Origin of the sequence: Flavobacterium rhamnosi (genome assembly GCF_048286515.1) — a bacterium.
Taxonomy (GTDB): Bacteria; Bacteroidota; Bacteroidia; order Flavobacteriales; family Flavobacteriaceae; genus Flavobacterium.
In genome coordinates this window covers 1-16,791 of the sequence record NZ_JBLVPS010000027.1, presented here as the reverse complement: position 1 = coordinate 16,791, position 16,791 = coordinate 1, and the positions used below count along the sequence as shown (strand labels likewise).

General features: G+C 32.9%; 17 protein-coding genes and 1 pseudogene. 16 read left to right on the top strand and 2 right to left on the bottom strand.

Translation table 11 applies throughout. The features are described from left to right. The first annotated feature begins 3 nt into the window (after window positions 1–3). The 3 genes from ACNQGN_RS16660 (at window position 4) to ACNQGN_RS16650 (ending at window position 4,401) form a co-directional block, all read left to right on the top strand. Complete coding sequence (locus ACNQGN_RS16660; RefSeq protein WP_417988966.1) at window positions 4–1,107, top strand: DUF4960 domain-containing protein; 1,104 nt, start codon at window positions 4–6, stop codon at window positions 1,105–1,107. Window positions 1,108–1,258: 151 nt separating this feature from the next. Further along, window positions 1,259–3,439, top strand: coding sequence for a glycoside hydrolase family 32 protein (locus ACNQGN_RS16655; protein ID WP_417988965.1), 2,181 nt, complete (start codon window positions 1,259–1,261; stop codon window positions 3,437–3,439). Between the two features lie 53 nt (window positions 3,440–3,492). Further along, window positions 3,493–4,401 (top strand): carbohydrate kinase family protein, encoded by a 909-nt coding sequence (locus ACNQGN_RS16650; RefSeq protein WP_417988964.1) that lies wholly within the window; start codon window positions 3,493–3,495, stop codon window positions 4,399–4,401. A 186-nt stretch (window positions 4,402–4,587) separates the two neighbouring features. Here ACNQGN_RS16650 and ACNQGN_RS16645 read toward each other — a convergent pair whose 3' ends face one another. After that, window positions 4,588–6,348 (bottom strand): AraC family transcriptional regulator, encoded by a 1,761-nt coding sequence (locus ACNQGN_RS16645; RefSeq protein WP_417988963.1) that lies wholly within the window; start codon window positions 6,346–6,348, stop codon window positions 4,588–4,590. A 351-nt stretch (window positions 6,349–6,699) separates the two neighbouring features. Between ACNQGN_RS16645 and ACNQGN_RS16640 the strand changes: the two genes are divergently transcribed. The 8 genes and pseudogenes from ACNQGN_RS16640 (at window position 6,700) to ACNQGN_RS16610 (ending at window position 12,619) form a co-directional block, all read left to right on the top strand. Next, window positions 6,700–7,320: a hypothetical protein gene (locus ACNQGN_RS16640; protein WP_417988962.1), complete on the top strand. Its 621-nt coding sequence runs from the start codon at window positions 6,700–6,702 to the stop codon at window positions 7,318–7,320. A 153-nt stretch (window positions 7,321–7,473) separates the two neighbouring features. Then, the gene (locus ACNQGN_RS16635) at window positions 7,474–8,424 is read left to right on the top strand and encodes a helix-turn-helix domain-containing protein (protein ID WP_417988961.1); all 951 of its coding nucleotides are present in this window, start codon (window positions 7,474–7,476) and stop codon (window positions 8,422–8,424) included. Between the two features lie 39 nt (window positions 8,425–8,463). Further along, on the top strand, window positions 8,464–9,657 hold the full coding sequence (locus ACNQGN_RS16630) for a hypothetical protein (RefSeq protein WP_417988960.1): 1,194 nt from the start codon (window positions 8,464–8,466) through the stop codon (window positions 9,655–9,657). A 204-nt stretch (window positions 9,658–9,861) separates the two neighbouring features. Continuing rightward, window positions 9,862–10,350 (top strand): hypothetical protein, encoded by a 489-nt coding sequence (locus ACNQGN_RS16625; RefSeq protein WP_417988959.1) that lies wholly within the window; start codon window positions 9,862–9,864, stop codon window positions 10,348–10,350. Window positions 10,351–10,779: 429 nt separating this feature from the next. Continuing rightward, a pseudogene (locus ACNQGN_RS16620) lies at window positions 10,780–11,013 on the top strand (DUF4133 domain-containing protein); the annotation flags it as partial. A 324-nt stretch (window positions 11,014–11,337) separates the two neighbouring features. Beyond that, window positions 11,338–11,484, top strand: a complete 147-nt coding sequence (locus ACNQGN_RS18940; protein WP_470303668.1) for a hypothetical protein — start codon at window positions 11,338–11,340, stop codon at window positions 11,482–11,484. Window positions 11,485–11,512: 28 nt separating this feature from the next. Continuing rightward, window positions 11,513–12,313 (top strand): hypothetical protein, encoded by an 801-nt coding sequence (locus tag ACNQGN_RS16615; protein ID WP_417988958.1) that lies wholly within the window; start codon window positions 11,513–11,515, stop codon window positions 12,311–12,313. A 6-nt stretch (window positions 12,314–12,319) separates the two neighbouring features. Then, complete coding sequence (locus ACNQGN_RS16610; RefSeq protein WP_417988957.1) at window positions 12,320–12,619, top strand: hypothetical protein; 300 nt, start codon at window positions 12,320–12,322, stop codon at window positions 12,617–12,619. Window positions 12,620–12,838: 219 nt separating this feature from the next. Here the strand turns inward: ACNQGN_RS16610 and ACNQGN_RS16605 are convergent, their stop codons facing one another. Then, window positions 12,839–13,495 (bottom strand): hypothetical protein, encoded by a 657-nt coding sequence (locus ACNQGN_RS16605; RefSeq protein ID WP_417988956.1) that lies wholly within the window; start codon window positions 13,493–13,495, stop codon window positions 12,839–12,841. Window positions 13,496–14,268: 773 nt separating this feature from the next. Between ACNQGN_RS16605 and ACNQGN_RS16600 the strand changes: the two genes are divergently transcribed. The 5 genes from ACNQGN_RS16600 (at window position 14,269) to ACNQGN_RS16580 (ending at window position 16,692) form a co-directional block, all read left to right on the top strand. Continuing rightward, entirely contained in the window at window positions 14,269–14,466 is a 198-nt protein-coding gene (locus ACNQGN_RS16600; protein WP_417988955.1) for a hypothetical protein, read from the top strand. 33 nt (window positions 14,467–14,499) lie between these two features. Next, window positions 14,500–14,781, top strand: a complete 282-nt coding sequence (locus ACNQGN_RS16595; RefSeq protein WP_417988954.1) for a hypothetical protein — start codon at window positions 14,500–14,502, stop codon at window positions 14,779–14,781. 5 nt (window positions 14,782–14,786) lie between these two features. Beyond that, on the top strand, window positions 14,787–15,254 hold the full coding sequence (locus ACNQGN_RS16590; protein ID WP_417988953.1) for a transcriptional regulator: 468 nt from the start codon (window positions 14,787–14,789) through the stop codon (window positions 15,252–15,254). A gap of 62 nt (window positions 15,255–15,316) precedes the next feature. Next, entirely contained in the window at window positions 15,317–15,472 is a 156-nt protein-coding gene (locus ACNQGN_RS16585; protein WP_417988952.1) for a hypothetical protein, read from the top strand. Window positions 15,473–15,876: 404 nt separating this feature from the next. Further along, window positions 15,877–16,692 carry a ligand-binding sensor domain-containing protein gene (locus tag ACNQGN_RS16580; RefSeq protein WP_417988951.1) on the top strand — a complete coding sequence of 272 codons (816 nt, stop codon included), beginning with the start codon at window positions 15,877–15,879 and terminating at the stop codon, window positions 16,690–16,692. Window positions 16,693–16,791: the final 99 nt, after the last annotated feature.

Sequence of the window (16,791 nt, the reverse complement as noted above, 5' to 3'; positions counted from 1 at the left end):
TCTATGAAAAACTTAAGTAGTACTATATTCCTGCTTGCAGCCCTTCTTTTTGGGCTGCAGTCATGCAGCGAAAGAGAAAACTATACCGACGGTCCAACTGTCATAGATATAGTTGAAAAAGTGATCCTAAATGGTAAATCTGCTCAAGTAGACCATTTATCAGGGGAAATACAAATAAGCTTACCGGGTAATACTGACTTGAGTAATGTATCATTTGAAGCAATTGTACCTAATGGTGTAACCTTAATGCCATCCAATGGGACAGTGCTGGATTTAACAAACCCAGTTGAAGTTGTAGCAAGTAATGGAGTCACTGAAAGAACCTACAGAATCAGAGTTAAATTATTGCCTTCTAAAATAGCTTTTTTAGGAGATGGGGCGACAATTGAAGACATAACTGATGATGATGTAAAAGAAGCTGGAATGTGGGCACTGGCTACCTATGGAGATAATTTTGTTTATATTCCATATGATGAACTTTCTGATGAAAAATTAAATGGAGTGAATGTGATTTTATACATACATGATCAGGTTGGATCTTCCAGCCAGCCTCAGGCCCTAAAAGATAAATTAAATGTTTTATCTAAATTTTTTGTGCAGGGCGGTAAAATAGTAGCGGGGCAGTTAGGTACTGGATTAGTAGAAGAGTTAGGAAGGGATACCTCTGGATTGAAAACGATTATTGGAACCGGAGCAGGTGGTGTAAATGCGGATGTATGGTCCGTAGGGTTTACAAGTTCTGAAGCTTCCAATATTTTAACAAATGGGGTTGTTCGTAATGGCAATGGAAACATCGATGTAATTGATGGCGGGTATAAGGAAGATCACAACTGTATGTGGTCATTAGATCCTCTTGATATACCGAAATATTCGAGTTTTTCATCTAAATATAATGCAGAGGTTTTAGCAACTTGGGATTGGCACCTTGGGTCTCAAGGCTCTGCTGGAATTATATTGTGGAATCCTAATGGGAGGTTTAAAGGATCTATCATTACAATTGGATTAGGTGGTATGGAATGGAAGATGAACGACGGGAGAACAAATATATACGCTTCAAATACCAGAACTATCTATAAAAATGCTATTGATTATTTAGGTACGAAGTAGAAATTGAAAGGGCAGGCAGTATGCCTGTCCTTTTCTACTATTTTCAATTAATCTAATACTTTACTACTAGCAATGACTTTAATAGTTAATTTGTCATACTTAAAATAGAGTATGAAAATCTAAAAAAGAATCCACATAAATTCATAAAAAAATGAATAAAATATTTTACCTTCTCTTGGTATTTTTTATAGTATCTGCCTGTCATTATAAGCCGGCATCAAGATACGAGTGGGATTTTACTGCTCAAACACAGAAAATTATCTTTGAAAAGAATACTAATAAAAAATATGCGATAAATAGTAATTTTGATGATCCTGAGTTTGTCAATGGTACAGATTCTTATGGTCTTCGTTTTGATGGGTATTCTACTTTGATAAAAGAAAAGCTTCCAAATAAAATAGCCGTTCCATCGAGTATAACCGCTTGGGTCGCACTGGAAACTTATCCTACAGCTACAGCTGGCTTTTTTTCTTTATCATCCAATGATGATTCCCAAAACTGGATTTCTGCCAGTGTTGATCGCTTTGGGAAACCTCTAATAGTTTTAGGTATAAATGGAGAGGAAAATTACTTTGTGGCTGAAACTATACTTCCTAAATTTAAATGGTTCAACGTGGGATTAAGCATTTTTAACAATAAAGTAAGTTTGTTAATTAATGGAAAAGAAGTTAAAACGGTACCGTTTTCTGATAAAGCTTTTGAAAAGGGATTTGAGAATATTACCATCGGAGGAGATGAAAAGGAGAAATATCTTGAGAATCTATTTCCATTAACACACATTAACGGGATTGTTGATGAAGTTAAAATTTGGGATGGACCCATGACTAATGGTATCATAAACTCTTTGGACGTTGCATCAAAGACGAATATTAAACCCGATTTATCAATTCCTGAAACCCGTTTCAAAAATGATTTTAACAGACCAAAGTTTCATGTTTTGCCAGCCGCTAATTGGACAAATGAAACACATGGTTTTGTACATTACAATGGGAAATACCATATTTTTAATCAAAAAAATGGGACTAATTTATTTTTGGGACAAATAAACTGGGGGCATTTCAGTAGTCCGGATTTAGTGCAGTGGACCGAGCATAAACCAGCTTTAACTCCGGAAGATAATTATGACCGAATTGGAATTTGGTCAGGACATGTCGTAAAGGATGAAAAAGGTAATCCGGTAATTATGTATACCGGTGGAGACGGTAAAGAACTTGGAATGTGTCTGGCATTTCCTAAAGATGATAATTTGGTGGAGTGGGAGAAATACGAACATAATCCAGTAGTTAAAGGTCCGCCGAAGCAATACAAACGAATAGATTTTCGTGATCCTTATTTATGGAAGGATAATGAAACATGGTATATGATTGTTGGATACGGTATCACTGAGAATGAAGTCGAAAAAGGGACGGTTCTTCTTTATAAGTCAAAAGATTTAAAAAAATGGGATTTTTTACATCCACTTTTTATAGGGGATCCAAAGAATGATGGTTCTGGAATTTTTTGGGAAATGCCTGTATTTTGGAAAATGAAAGACAAATATATTTTGTTAGCAAATCCTATTCCTCATGATGGCAAGCCAGCAATTTCTCTCTATTGGGTTGGTGATTTTGTAAATGAAAAGTTTATTCCTGATAGCCCATTACCTCAAAAGTTGGAAGTTATTAATAGAATGCTGTCGCCTTCTGTTACTTTAGACATCGATGGCAAAACCACAGCAATAGCAATAATTCCAGATCTGATTCACCCTAAAGAACAGTTAAAACAAGGTTGGACACACTTGTATAGTATTCCAAGAACCTGGAATTTAGTTGATGGACAAATTCATCAGGCTCCTCATCCTGCAATTCAAAAATTGCGAGATACATTAAAAACTTTTAAAAGTCTTTCTGTGTCTAAAGATGAAAGTATTAAAATAGGGAAAGGCCATCAAATGGAAATAATTGCTGAAATAACACCCCAAACAGCTACTAAATTTGGTTTCCTAGTTGGAAAAAATGTGCAAAATGGTGAAGAAACCAAAATATATTTTGATTTGGAAACCAATCAATTGATTATTAATCAATCCAAAACAAGTAAAATAGAGTTGATGGATAAAAGACTGGAAGTGGGGGATTTTAAAGTGAGAAAAAATGAGACTATAAAACTTCATTTGTTTATTGATGGTTCTGTAGTGGAAGGTTTTATAAATGATAAAGAGGCATTTACAACCCGAATATTTCCAAAATTTGAAAACAGTAATGAAATTGAAATATTTTGTGAAGGAGGGGATGTTAAAATTGAAGAAGTTAAGATTTGGAATTTAAGAAGCAGCAAAAACAAAACAGATTTTTAAAAAAAAAGTACTAATAAGAAATCAAAAACTAAGGTTTGGTTTAAAAATTAAAAATGAGTAAAATCATGGAAAAAAAATATGCACTGCAAGCAGTAAGCTTTGGAGAGGTTTTATGGGATCTTTTCCCGACACATAAAAAAATTGGAGGGGCACCATTGAATGTTGCCTTAAGGATGAATGCTTTAGGAGTAGCTACCACAATTATAAGCCGTGTTGGTGCAGATGCGGATGGAGATGAAATACTATCCTTTATGAATGACCAGAATGTCAGTTTAGATTCGATTCAAGTTGGGGAAGATTATAAAACTGGAGTTGTTAATGTAATGATTAACGAAAAGGGAAATGCTTCTTATGATATCATGTATCCTTCTTCATGGGATAAGATCATACTTACAAAAGAAATGGATCAGAAGGTTTCAGAATCAGATGCTTTTATTTTTGGAAGCTTAGTCTGCAGGGATGAAATTTCAAGATCGACGTTGTATGCTTTATTGGATAAAGCGAAATACAAAATTTTGGATGCCAATCTTAGATCACCTTACTATACGGCAGAAGTGCTTATCGAATTAATGGCAAAGGCAGATTTTATTAAGCTTAATGACGAAGAATTATATGAAATAAGCCAGCTCTTAGGGTCGTCTTACAACTCTTTTGAGCAGAATATTAAGTTTATTGCTGAAAAAACGAATACAAAACATGTCTGTGTTACTAAAGGTGCATTTGGTGCTGTTTTATATTACAATGATAAATTCTATTATAACAGTGGTTATTTTGTAAAAGTGGTCGATACTGTAGGTGCTGGAGACTCTTTCCTCGCATCTCTGACGGTAAGATTACTGAGAGGGAAGCTACCACAAAAAGCTTTAAATTACGCATGTGCCGTTGGCGCATTAGTAGCGGGACATGAAGGAGCTAATCCAAAGATTAGCGAAAAAGAAATAAAAAAATTCATGATGATCTAGTAAATTGAATTTTAGTTTAATAATAATAATATTAACACTTCTATTGTCTAGATTAGAAGTGTTTTTTTTTTACAGATAGGGTTTGCTTAATAATTTGTTTATGTTAAAATATTTGCAACCAGACCCTATAGAACTAAAGCGGTTGATTATTGAATTTTTCTGCCCAACGAGAAATGTTTATTTCGTTTAAAATGATTGTTTTTTTGTTGTTTGTGGACTTAATAGAGCATCGGTTAATTTTGGATGGAGACTACAGGTTTCAATTAAAATTTCTGATTGTTCTTTTTTAAGCTTCTCGATAAAATAGGAGGTTGGCATCTCCGTTCTTGCAAAAAAAGCATTGGCAAACCGTTGCGTACTGCTAAAACCCACTTCTTCGGCTAAAGCCTTGTTCGTGTAATTCCTTATTCTTTGATTCTCTTTTAATAACAAAATTAAATAATCTATTTTAAGATCATTAATGTATTCTATAAATTTTTTACCCCTGTAATGATAGATTATTTTTGAAAGATATTTGGTGTTTGAATCAAAAGCGACGGTAAGCTTTACCAATGTCAAATCTTTTATAAGAAATTCTTTATCCCTTTCAAATTTTTGTAATTGTTTCAGAACAGCCACAACCACCTCTTGGTTGATATCCAATATTTCATCATTTATATTCTTTGATATGGTCGCAGCTCTAGGTAGGTCGTTTTTCAATATTAATTTTTCAAATTTACGTTTGTATATCTTCCTGCTTTTATTGTAGCTGTGCATTAGATATGCTAGCGTAAGAAATAGTAGTGCTATAACTGAAATAAAAAGAGAGCCATCGTGTTTTCTCTTACCAAGTAAGTCTTCGATATTTTTTTTCTCCAATAGCAATTCTTTAGTGTCGTACTCTTTATGAACTTTTCCAATCAGATATTTATAAGTGTCATTTAATATGTCGTCTGCCTTTAGTAACTGATCTATATAATGAAGCTGAATTTTTGAATTATCAGTTGTTTTATAATACCGAATCAATAATTCGTAAACTTCGCGAAGATCGGGACGAATGTATCCTTTGTCCTGAAAAGTCTGATCGACTTTATTAAAATAGGATAGTGCTTTTTCCGGTTTTTTAAGATCCCAATAGCTTTTTCCAATATAAAAATTTCCGACCGCCTCATTCGCAAAATCTTTGTTTTTATGTATACCAGTAAGTGAATATGCTATATTTCTAATGGCTAGTTTATAATTTCGTTTGAAATATTGATTAATGCCCTCTGAATGCTGGAAATAAGAGCTCATTTCATTATTGTCCAGTATTTTACCTTCCGATAAGCCAATTTCATTTGTCTGCGTACATAATCTGTAGTTACCTATTTTGGTATAACACAGTCCTAGTGAATGGAGTGAATTGAGATAGGGTCTTGCATTTTTATTTTTGAAATAAACAGTACATTCTTTAAACAAAGAGATTGCTTCATCATAAAAGCCCAGATAATATTTTATATGGGCAATGTTATATTTCACCTTGTAGACCAAATACCTGTCATTGGTTTGGGAAATAAAATTATTAGCTATAAGATAATTATCTAATGCAGAATTGTGTTTTTTTTGAGCATAGTACACAATTCCCTTTGTAAGATAGGCCGATCCAAGCAAGGAGTTATCCATTGACTTTTTTGCAGTATAAATCATACTGTCAGCGTAGATCAGTTTTAAATCTTCGGACGAGTGATAGACATAATTTTTATATCCGTTTATGACCTCTCCTAAATTTTTTTCTGATTTGGCTTTGGATAAAAAGAATCGAAGATAGAGCGATTGTTTGGCACTATCTTTTTCTAAACCCTCTATCCGATCAAACAGATAATCATAATCCTTATTCCGAATCGTATCAGGAATATTAAATGCACTTTTTTGTGCACCTACCTGATTTCCTAAGCATAGCAATGCTATAAGTAAATACTTTTTAATCATAGGTTAAATTAGAAGTGGGGTACTATATGGTCTGTAGAATCATTTTGAATACATAAAACAGTATTGCAAAAATGTTTGGGGATATTCCGCCAGAAACTATCTCAAATATACTATAAACTATTGATAATCATTGCAATTTTAGAAAAAAAATAGGGTATGGATTTCATGGAAATCCATACCGAAATCATGGAAATCCATACACGATGTGTTGCAAGGCAAAAAAATGACTTTTAGATTTGCCTTGAATTCAAAAGCAAAAAAATTAAGCATCATGCTAAATTAAAGTTCTGCTTACCCGGGTGAAATGAACTGATGAAAAAAATAATCAATTTCATTTAACACATTTAAATTATGAAAAATATTTTATTATGGTCATTAATAGTACCATTACTTATTGTTTCCTGTACCGCTGACACTATTGACAGCCCTGATAGCATTGATAGTAAGTCTACCGGCAAGTCAGAAGAATCTTCACTGTTAGTGCACAACTTGACACCTGAAAATCCGGCAAACCTTTACGACCTCACCGGTAAGTTAAACAATGACATCCTTGATGTTTATTTGGCAGGCAATGACCATTACGGTACAATTACACAAATTAGTCAACAATTTGAAGCCATTACCAGCGCATCAATGACAAATGAAGCAAAAAGTAGTCTTTCCAGTTTTATGAGCGCAGTACTGCTATGGGAAAATGCGGAGTACGAGCAGATTCATCAAGCCATAATTTCTTATGAATCAACTGTAATGGCTCATCCCCAATTTAATAGCGCGGATAAAAGAATTATCCTCACTACTTCATCGATAGCCAGGTATTCGCTTTTTTATTTGAAGGAGCGAAAAGATAAAGATTGGGAATCCTCCGTTGGAAACCGTGTCGGTGGAGATAGTGACGCTCTTGATAAGTCGACTACCGCCGTCAAAATGGCACTTATATCTGGTATTCGTCAAAAGAATCTTGCAGCCGATTGACAATGGATAGAATACTATTGATTGAAAAAATTAATAATTTTTTTTAGTCCTGATTATTTTCAATCTAGTTACCCTTTATTTCATCGTAGACTTATTGTTCTGCGATGAAATAATTAACTACACAGCAACTAATGGAAGGGAAAAAACTGATCCATGAGCAAAAAAATTGGTAATTCTAATACTGTTTTCGGAGTGTCTCAAATACGTTTGACTATGATTAAAGATTTGGTAAATATTGATTTGGGAACTAATCCGGTATCGGGTATGACGATTCATATCATCAAGAAGTACATAATAAAAACGCCTTCGAATGAATCCTTTAGAGTCAGTAATTTTTCAATTATACTGATTAAATCTGGTGAATGTAAAATTCAATTGAAGGATGATAGTATAGAACACTTATCGGCAAAGGATATTTTGGTAATACCCAAAAATTCATTTTGTAGGCTAGTAGAAGTAAAGTATAGGTTGCAGTTATTTTTATTATCATTTACGCCCGAGTATTTTGCTCAAAACAGCATAATAAAAAGAAAAACAGATCCTTTTTATTTTTTTATTACAAGGACTACTTCTAAAATAACTCTTGATGATCAGGATTTTTTGGTATTGTCTCTTCTTTATGAATTGATTTATAACATAAATGCGGAACTTGAAAATTCTACTTTAAAAAAAGAGCGAGAAGGAATTAGTTTTAATTTATTCCGATACGGATTAAAAATGCTTTATGAAAAGTATCAAAAGGATTTCATTATAAATTTTACTGGAGAAGAAAAGCTTGTTGTCCAATTTGTTACAATTCTAGCTGTTCATTGTAAAAAACAGCATAGTGTAAAGTTTTACGCGGATACGCTTTCTGTCTCTTCCGGGTATTTAACCAAAAGGGTTAGACAAGTTGTAGAAAAAACGCCAAAAAAATTAATAGAGGAGGCTATTATAATCGAAGCAAAAGCTTTACTTGAAAATCCAGAATTAACTATTACTTATATAGCGGCTGAATTAGAATTCAGCACCGCTTCATTTTTTAGTAATTTTTTTAAAAAACATACCTCAATTTCACCTTCTGAATATCGTTCGAATACTACCGAAAGATTTAAAAATCACTAGTTTTCGTTGCAGCTAAATATAAATTTAAACAGTACTATCATGATTAAAACATATCCTTTAGAATGGTTGGATTCTTTGATATTATGTACCCTTAATCCAAGGCAAAGGTTCATTAAAACTATTACGGAGAACGACGTTGCTATTATTTACGAAAAAGTTTTAAGCGAAACACAAAATATTCAAACTCAATTGAAAAATGAGATTTTCTCCTTGCACAAGAAAAGACAGATTAGGCTTTTGGTACGGAAGTACCATTCTACATTAATATTTCTGTTGGATAATATGATTGAAAACCAAGAAGAAGATCTATTTAAAAATGCGGGTTTGTCTGACATTATAAACACATTAATTTCCTGTTTAGATGAATTGCTTGCTTTTATAGAGACTCGTTTCTCGTCTTATCTCGGTCTTGACAGACGAGTTCCGATTAACTACCTCATTGTGTTCAAGAAAGAATTGAAGCTGAAGATAGACAAGCTGAGTAAAAAAAAAATAGCAAATAGTGATGATAAAAGTATTTTAGAAATTGTTTTTAGCAGTCTTTATGGGTTTGTAAATTCAAATAGTCAGCGAACTACATATAGGCAGATTCTTTATCAAAAAGAATTAGTAAAAGAGTTGGAAGTGCTAACAGACTCTCAAAAACAGACTGGTAGTTATACTGCGTTAAATGAGCTTCTCATTTGTATGAACTTTAATAGTAAGGCTTATATCAATCATTTCAGTGAGTGCATTACTAAAAACACTAGTATTCTTAAAAACACAGGAGAAAGAATGGAGAAGCTTTTGTTTTATTTTAAGGAGTTGAACCAATTGCATTCTAATGAAACCGTTATACTGGACCATGATTATCATAATTTGAAAATTGTTTTGAGTAATTGGTTTACGCATGAAATAGCGTATCTCCAAAATAAGATTGATCTGTGTGCCGCTCCAATAAAGGATTTAGGGACGAATCAAAGTCGGTTAACGGAAAATAATAATAAAATCGAATGCGCTTTATCTGCGGATCAGATGGGACTTATTTTGAGGGCTTCTGAAGAATCACGAACCGTGAAGGCCAAATCGATGAGTGAAGTTTTTAAAACGATTGTACCGCATCTTTCTACAGCTTTCAAAAAAGACCTTTCATATCATTCTGTAAGAATTAAATCATATAATGCAGAGGAAAGGGATAAAGAAATTGCTATTCGGACATTAGAGAAAATTATAAAAAAAATTAGATCTTATTAGAGTATTAGCGTAATTATTATAATGATTTTTAACCGTAACTATTCCTGTTTTAAATTATAGTAATTAATTTTTTTATTTAGGTAAAACGGGCAATTAACAAAGGTACAGCTAGGTACAATTAAAAACTGTACTTGTTGTAAACAGATTATTGCTGTTACTTTGGAAAAGAGTTTTTAGTAATGTATAACAAAAAATAGAGTGCGTATGTTTACAAACATTTCATGGAGCAATTACATAGTTGTATTTGTTCTGACATTAGTAAGTTGGTATTTGTTTACGGGGTTGCGATTTTACTTTAACGTGTTGAAAGATATCGTGGCAGGAAAACGTAAACTTCAAATCCGTGAGGCAACAGGAAAATCGGATGAAGAGTCAGATTATGATGTGAGGTATCTGGATTCCATTGAAATTATTTCTTTTGAATCCGTGTCTGCTGCATCGGGTACAATCTTCGAAGAAGTGGATGCGTTGGTGAAGCAACTAAATAATGTGCTTATTGAAGCGACCCAAAGAAAGCTTGCTAAGCAAGAGTTCGAAGACTACATGAAGTTAGTTCTCAAAAAATATCCATTGCTAAAGGAATCTCCTTATCGCTGGGTTGTTGATGAATTGATTGTTATCGAATGTGAAAATCATGGACCTGTGTTTTTGACGCAGCAGGAGGTGGAAGTCTTATGGGATGAAAAAAGCTAACATGCTATTGTGAAGAGCTACTGGCCATATGACCCAAGTCACAAGATGAAACGGAGGGTATAACAGTAGCAATCCTCCGTTTTTTGGAAATTTGAGAAGCTGTCATAAAAAAAATGGTTTCTACTAGTTGTGGACGGTAATACAATCTTTTTTCGGAGCACAAAGGAAAGGCGAGAAAAACAGGAGGGACCTTCTTAAGGGAAAGCCCCCAAATAACATCGTTCTTAGGATTGATCTTCATGTGAGCTATTGCGGATCGATTTCCACAACATAAATTTTGTCTCGATGTCCCTGCCAGTACTTTTTTTATCTGTAATATTCAGTTACTTCCACATGAGCTTTCTTTAAATAAAAGAGGGAAAAAAAACTGCCGTGCGCAATAGTATGTGTCGAATGAATAAGGGTGTTGAATAATGTGTTGATTTTAAAGATCTTAAGGTTCGCTATATGGTATTTATAGGAACGAATTATCTTCGAGTTATTTCCGCCCGCAAGTACATTCTAAAACTATTTTCTTTTAACTGGATAGGAGCTTCAGGAGCGTTGCTGGTGATGAAAGTGCATTCTATGACTCATAAATATGGAACGCACGGTCTGATGAAAGCGTTGCTTAAAAGAGGGGTGTTTAAAGAGTTAGAACATATAGTAGGAAAGTTTTTATGATGATATGATCGCATCGCACGCATTAAAAGGAAAATAATAGGGGTGATATTTTGCTAATAATGAATGCATATTTCAACTATTATTTGTTCATTCAAATTGTTAATTACCAGATGATTTTTGTAAATCATTGTAAGTTTTATTTTAACATTTTTAGAAATGGAATCATTGTAGTGAGAAGGAAATATTGTATAACGAGTACTCTTTTTAAGTAAAGCCTAAGTAATCTTGACTAATTCACTAGAAATAATGTCTTTATGATCTAATTTACTCGAAGTAGGACAAGGTTTAGCTGGGTTTACAGCCATTTGATGTATCGGCTCACGAGTGTGGGTACTTATCCCAAATGTTGGGCCTGTAGATTTTTATCCTTTTTTCAGGCCGTTCGTTTTATCGAAAATAATGGCACAGCTATTTAGAATTCCAAGTAAAAATAAAAAATTGATGCTGATAGCAGTACTGTCAGTTTTATAAAGTATGTAATCATTTAAAATAAATAGTCATGAACGAGAAAAATTTTGAATACCTGTGTGATCAGGTAAAGTACACCGGTTTCGGTGAAGGATTAGAAGACGAACTAAAAGAAAAAATGCAGCAGCAAAAGCCCAGTTTTTCGATGAATCATGAGGCCTACTATGGCGAGGATGTTGCAAGGGTTTACTTGAACTTCAAGAAGTCAGCGCTAAGTGATATGTATTTCTTTAATTCGTATAAAATCGATTTGTTGAAAGAAAATGCAACGGAGGGCTTAGAGCAGACTTTTTACATCAACAAAGGAAGTAATTTCACCATGAAGGAAGCCTACAATTTGATGGAAGGAAGGGCTGTTAATAAAGACCTCACTACTAAAGAAGGTCAGCCATACAATGCTTGGGTTCAGATGGACTTTAAAGAAACGGATGCCAATGGAAATTTCAAACTAAATCAATACCATAAAAATTATGGATATGATGTTGAGAATACGCTATCTAAACACGCTATCAAGGAGTTGGGAAATCCAAAGTACAAGCAGGACCTAATCGATTCCATGAAAAAAGGAAATCGGCAATCTGTTACTTTCTTATATGATGGAAAGGAGATTAAACAATTTATCGAAGCAAATCCTCAATTTAAAACTATTAATCTTTACGATAGCGATATGCAACGTATTGATAACCGTCAGTCTAAAGATGAAAAGAAGTCTAAAGACGAAGCTGAGGCAATTAAACAGGACAATAAAAAGCAAAGCCAAAGTAGTGATGGCGATGGATCAGAAGTACCACAAGAGAAAAAAAGAAGAAAAAGGATATCTGATTCAAAATAGATTCTGATGAAAACCTCAATGTCCTTATCCGATTTTTTTTTTGCTATTGAAAACGATTGCAGAGTCACTATTACACATATTGGTGTCTATGCAGCTTTGTTGCAATTTAGGTTGGATAAGGGTTGGGGAATCAGAAAACCAATTGAAGCATTTAGCTATGAAATTATGCGGCTTGCAAAAATATCGAACGCTAATACATATCATAAGTATATTAGAGAGCTCAATGAATTTGGCTATATTAAATACGAGCCTTCTTATAAAAATAAAGAAAGAAGCAGGATTTATTTTGTAAAAAATTTACGATAAGTACAGTTGTTTTGTTTTTAAAATCAAACGTTTAGATCACGATTTGCTTAACCGTCAAGATGACTACAAGAGTATCATCAACTGTTAAATAGTTATTAGGCACAAATGCTACTTTGGCATTTGGAAAAAAAAACAGCGATTGATAAAAAGGGATGCTCATTAAAACAAGAAGTTATAATGGTTGGGTATAAAATTTTACTACTGAAAGAAATCTTCAAATTATTTGGTAGATTTCATATTAGTTGCTGTTTTAAATTTTTCCGGAAACTGTTTAATGATACCGTTGGCAAGCATATCTGACATTTCCAGAATTTCATTATGCACTTTATCATAAGCAATGACATCAGCGTCGTAATTCTTTTTGATGCGCTGCACTGCTTCATTTGTTGTTAGTTTGAGGTGGGTGTTCATCATCATTTTCATATCCGCTAAAGCCCATTTTGGATTTGCTTTGCATAGAAATTCAGATATCTCGTTAGCATTCGCATACCATTTTTTATTGGCTATATTAAGTGCAGCAGTATTTCCGGCTTCTGCCGCATTGACTACTTCCGCGGTGATGGTGATGTGTGGCTTAAGTAATTCTGTTAATTTATTTCCTGCTTTTTCTCCGTAATAAGGTTTGATAGCGTTGCCAATGTCAACCTGGTTTTGGAGAAGTCGTTTTACTGCCTGATCCGTTCCGGGAAGTTCATCAACAAGACAGAAAATTACATTACGGGTCCATGTAACATGGTCTTCCCAAAGTTTGCGCATATTTGTTCTAAGTGTAGCAGCACTTACTTTCGAATCTGCTTTTTTAGTTTCCATTTTCATTTGTCCGAATGAAGGACTGAAAATAAGTACCGAGATGATCAATAGGATTGCTTTTTTCATTTTGTAAAGGATTTATTGATTTAATTTTTGTGAGCGGCAAAAAAATGTGTTTGAACGAATGGCAGACTAAACAAATATCCCATCTAAAAACAGAAAATTAAAGTGCTATTTGTATTTATTATCAAGTCTGATTTGGGGTTTATCAAACATCTTCCCCTACTTATCCCAGGTTTTTTATACCTCTGTATTTAAGAGGTATAAATTTACAAAAATAAGTTTAATAATCCAGAGGTAAGTTGTTTATTTTTAATTAGTTATGTGTTTTTTGATGGATTTTAAGAATATGTGGATTCGCTCTACTGTGCCAAAGTTTGTCCGTTATTCACAATTTTTAGTGATTTTTATCATGGAAAAACTTTATAGTACTGTCCAATTATTAATTCATTGCCAAACAAGAGAAATTAAGGTGTGAATAGTTTGTTGCTTACCGAAAGAGGGCTTATTTTTTCTAATGATATTAAATCGCAATGCATGATATTAGAAATCAAGCGAAAATTCGTATCCACCAGATGATTTATTTTATGCTTAGTCAGTGGTTAGAATATTTAGTCCATGAACCATCTATATGAACTTGTGTAACTGGTTCAGCGAAAAAAAAAAATTGGATGAGCGAAGGAGTTGTCAGGTTATAAATGGACAATGCGGGTGCTCCAAAGCAACGGGAAATGATTAATCGGTATTTTCCGAATATTTAAAGCAATATAAATTAACAACTAAAATTATACAATATGTATAATTGTTTAGTATGTTTGTTTAATGAATTCTAGCATACAATGAATGTAAAAATATTAAAAATAGCAGGAAATATTTTAGTAGATGCTAAAATTTCAGATTCAAAATCAATAAAAATAAACCTTCCTTCGATGACTGATGAATGGAGGTTTAATTTTAGAAAACACTCAAAAGGCAAAGGTTTTGAAACCTATGTTTTGGTATGTGAAGAAATCCTAAAAAAATTGAAGGTTGCTTAATTTTTGAGATGATAAGTAAGATAGAACCTTTATATGGCGTTTATTGAAGTAGCACCTCATAATAAAGGTAAGAATAAAGAATATGAAAATGTCGCTGGTTGTTTAATTGCATTTACCTGTAGGCTGAGTTTTAAAAAAGGGAAAGGCGATTATCTTGGCTATTTAGCATTTGATGTCATGGAAGAAGATAAAAAAGACGAAATAAAATTGATGGCACTCTATTCCACAAAATATAATGCAATTAAGTGGGGAGAAACTGGCATGATTATTCCGCCAGAAGGAGGCGAAAAGTTAATTAATGAATTTTTAAACTAATGGATATGAAAAATAAAGAGATTCAAATTAGTGATATTTGGAATGATAAAAAGAAAGGGGAATTAAAAAAAATTATATCATCTCATTCTGCCAAACAATCCAAAGAAAGAATATTAACGAATCAATTACTTTCTATTCAATATAAATTAGAAGATTATATTCAGAATGAAAGTGACGATGTGGAAGTTTTAAAAATTCTTGACTTTGTTAAGATGTATTTAAAGGTTCTTAACTTAACTAAAAAAGAATTAGCCACTTATTTTGAAATGAGGGACAGTAATCTTCATAAATATCTTTCAGGTGAAAGAAAGCTGAATGCAAAATTAGTTTTAAAACTCAGTACATTCTCCCATACAAAGCCTGAACAATGGTATAGAGTTGAAGTAAAGAATGAGTTAATCGAGCTCAAAAAAGAAAAAGAAAACGTCGAATATTATAAAAAATTCGATTACCGTAATTTGGTTGGGGTATAAAAAAAGAAAATATTAGGTTATGATATTGAAATTAAATTCGACAAACTGAAAAACAGCGAAACATGGAAAAGCACAAAACAACATTGACTCAGAAGAAGATTATAGACGCAATAGATAAAGTTTATGAAAATTTGATTGAATTTAAAAAGAAAAAAAATAGCGATTTAGTTGTCATGAAAAATGGCAAAATCGTAAGGATAAAACCTACTTCATTTTAGATTATTATTGATAATCCATTGAAAGCCATCAGAAATGAAGTCTTTTTTTAAGAACAAAATCTACCTTCTTATTATTGAAAAATGCAACTAGACGTTTTTTATGGGTATTCCAGTCCAAACTCCACGGATTCCAGTGTTAACTGCCAATTGTTCCATAGATTCTAAAAGCTTCAATTGAATTGTATTCGTCTTGCGTTTTTTTTCCGTTGCAGCTTATTAGACTGCGTTTTTTACTATTGTAATAATGAATTTACATCAAAATACAAACTAAAGTAAGGATATTCTCAGACCTTTAAACTCCAACATAATTTATGAGAATTTTTATGAGATTAATAAACAAATTTAGTTTATAATTGTACTTTTTACACAAAATCAAATTAGCCAATCTTTAAACCTATCTTTTCTTGAAGCATTTTGTACTACATATTGTACTGTTATTAGTTTTTTCTCTACCAGGTTTTTCACAAGAATACCCCGTTAAATTTCTCGATATATCTGATGGCTTGTCGAACAATTCTGTAATAACTATATATCAGGATAGTGATGGCTATATGTGGTTTGGTACTTATGATGGGTTGAATCGCTATGACGGATTTAATTTTAAAGTGTTTCGCAATAGGATTAACGACAAAAAATCGTTGCTGTTTAATACCATCTATCATATCGAAGGTGACTCAAAAAAAAATATTTGGATAGGAGGATCTAAAGGCGTGTGTATTTATGATAAAATCAGTGCTACTTTTCATCCAGTTGAATATGTTTTACCGAACAATAGTAAACCAAAAATATTAAAAGACATTATTCATCAGATACGATCCGTTTCGAAAGATCGAGTACTTGTTGCTTCTCAAAATTTGGGCTTGCTCACTTTTGAAAACGGATTATTTGTGGGTAAACCGATCCCGCTCGAAGGATTAAAGATTAACGAGCGTAAATATAGTTATGACGCTGCCGTTATTGAAGATGACAGAATAAATGGTTGTTGCTGGGTATATGTAAGAAATGTAGGTGTTTGCAACTATAATTACAATTCAAAAAAGTTAAAGGTCATGTATCCATTGCTAATGGACGTAAAATGCATGAAGCTTTCTTTAGATGGAAATCTTTGGTTGGGAACAGATGAAGGTCTTTATCAGTTTAACACTAAATCAAGTTCACTTTCAGAGAATTATTTTTTAAATAAATGTACTGTTACACATATTATGCGAATCAAGGGTTGAAAAGTAACAGGAAATATACACAAATAATAAGAAATATCTTTCAATTTATTTGTTTTAAAGTCTGAAAATCAGTACATTTAAGGTGTGTCCTAAGCACTT

Coding starts and splice junctions, on each gene's coding strand:
- ACNQGN_RS16605 (WP_417988956.1), bottom strand. CDS start 13,495: ATGAAAAAAGCAATCCTATTGATCATCTCGGTACTTATTTTCAGTCCT.
- ACNQGN_RS16660 (WP_417988966.1), top strand. CDS start 4: ATGAAAAACTTAAGTAGTACTATATTCCTGCTTGCAGCCCTTCTTTTT.
- ACNQGN_RS16625 (WP_417988959.1), top strand. CDS start 9,862: ATGTTTACAAACATTTCATGGAGCAATTACATAGTTGTATTTGTTCTG.
- ACNQGN_RS16595 (WP_417988954.1), top strand. CDS start 14,500: ATGGCGTTTATTGAAGTAGCACCTCATAATAAAGGTAAGAATAAAGAA.
- ACNQGN_RS16590 (WP_417988953.1), top strand. CDS start 14,787: ATGAAAAATAAAGAGATTCAAATTAGTGATATTTGGAATGATAAAAAG.
- ACNQGN_RS16645 (WP_417988963.1), bottom strand. CDS start 6,348: ATGATTAAAAAGTATTTACTTATAGCATTGCTATGCTTAGGAAATCAG.
- ACNQGN_RS16630 (WP_417988960.1), top strand. CDS start 8,464: ATGATTAAAACATATCCTTTAGAATGGTTGGATTCTTTGATATTATGT.
- ACNQGN_RS16585 (WP_417988952.1), top strand. CDS start 15,317: ATGGAAAAGCACAAAACAACATTGACTCAGAAGAAGATTATAGACGCA.
- ACNQGN_RS16655 (WP_417988965.1), top strand. CDS start 1,259: ATGAATAAAATATTTTACCTTCTCTTGGTATTTTTTATAGTATCTGCC.
- ACNQGN_RS16650 (WP_417988964.1), top strand. CDS start 3,493: ATGAGTAAAATCATGGAAAAAAAATATGCACTGCAAGCAGTAAGCTTT.
- ACNQGN_RS16610 (WP_417988957.1), top strand. CDS start 12,320: ATGAAAACCTCAATGTCCTTATCCGATTTTTTTTTTGCTATTGAAAAC.
- ACNQGN_RS16600 (WP_417988955.1), top strand. CDS start 14,269: ATGAATGTAAAAATATTAAAAATAGCAGGAAATATTTTAGTAGATGCT.
- ACNQGN_RS16615 (WP_417988958.1), top strand. CDS start 11,513: ATGAACGAGAAAAATTTTGAATACCTGTGTGATCAGGTAAAGTACACC.
- ACNQGN_RS16640 (WP_417988962.1), top strand. CDS start 6,700: ATGAAAAATATTTTATTATGGTCATTAATAGTACCATTACTTATTGTT.
- ACNQGN_RS16635 (WP_417988961.1), top strand. CDS start 7,474: ATGAGCAAAAAAATTGGTAATTCTAATACTGTTTTCGGAGTGTCTCAA.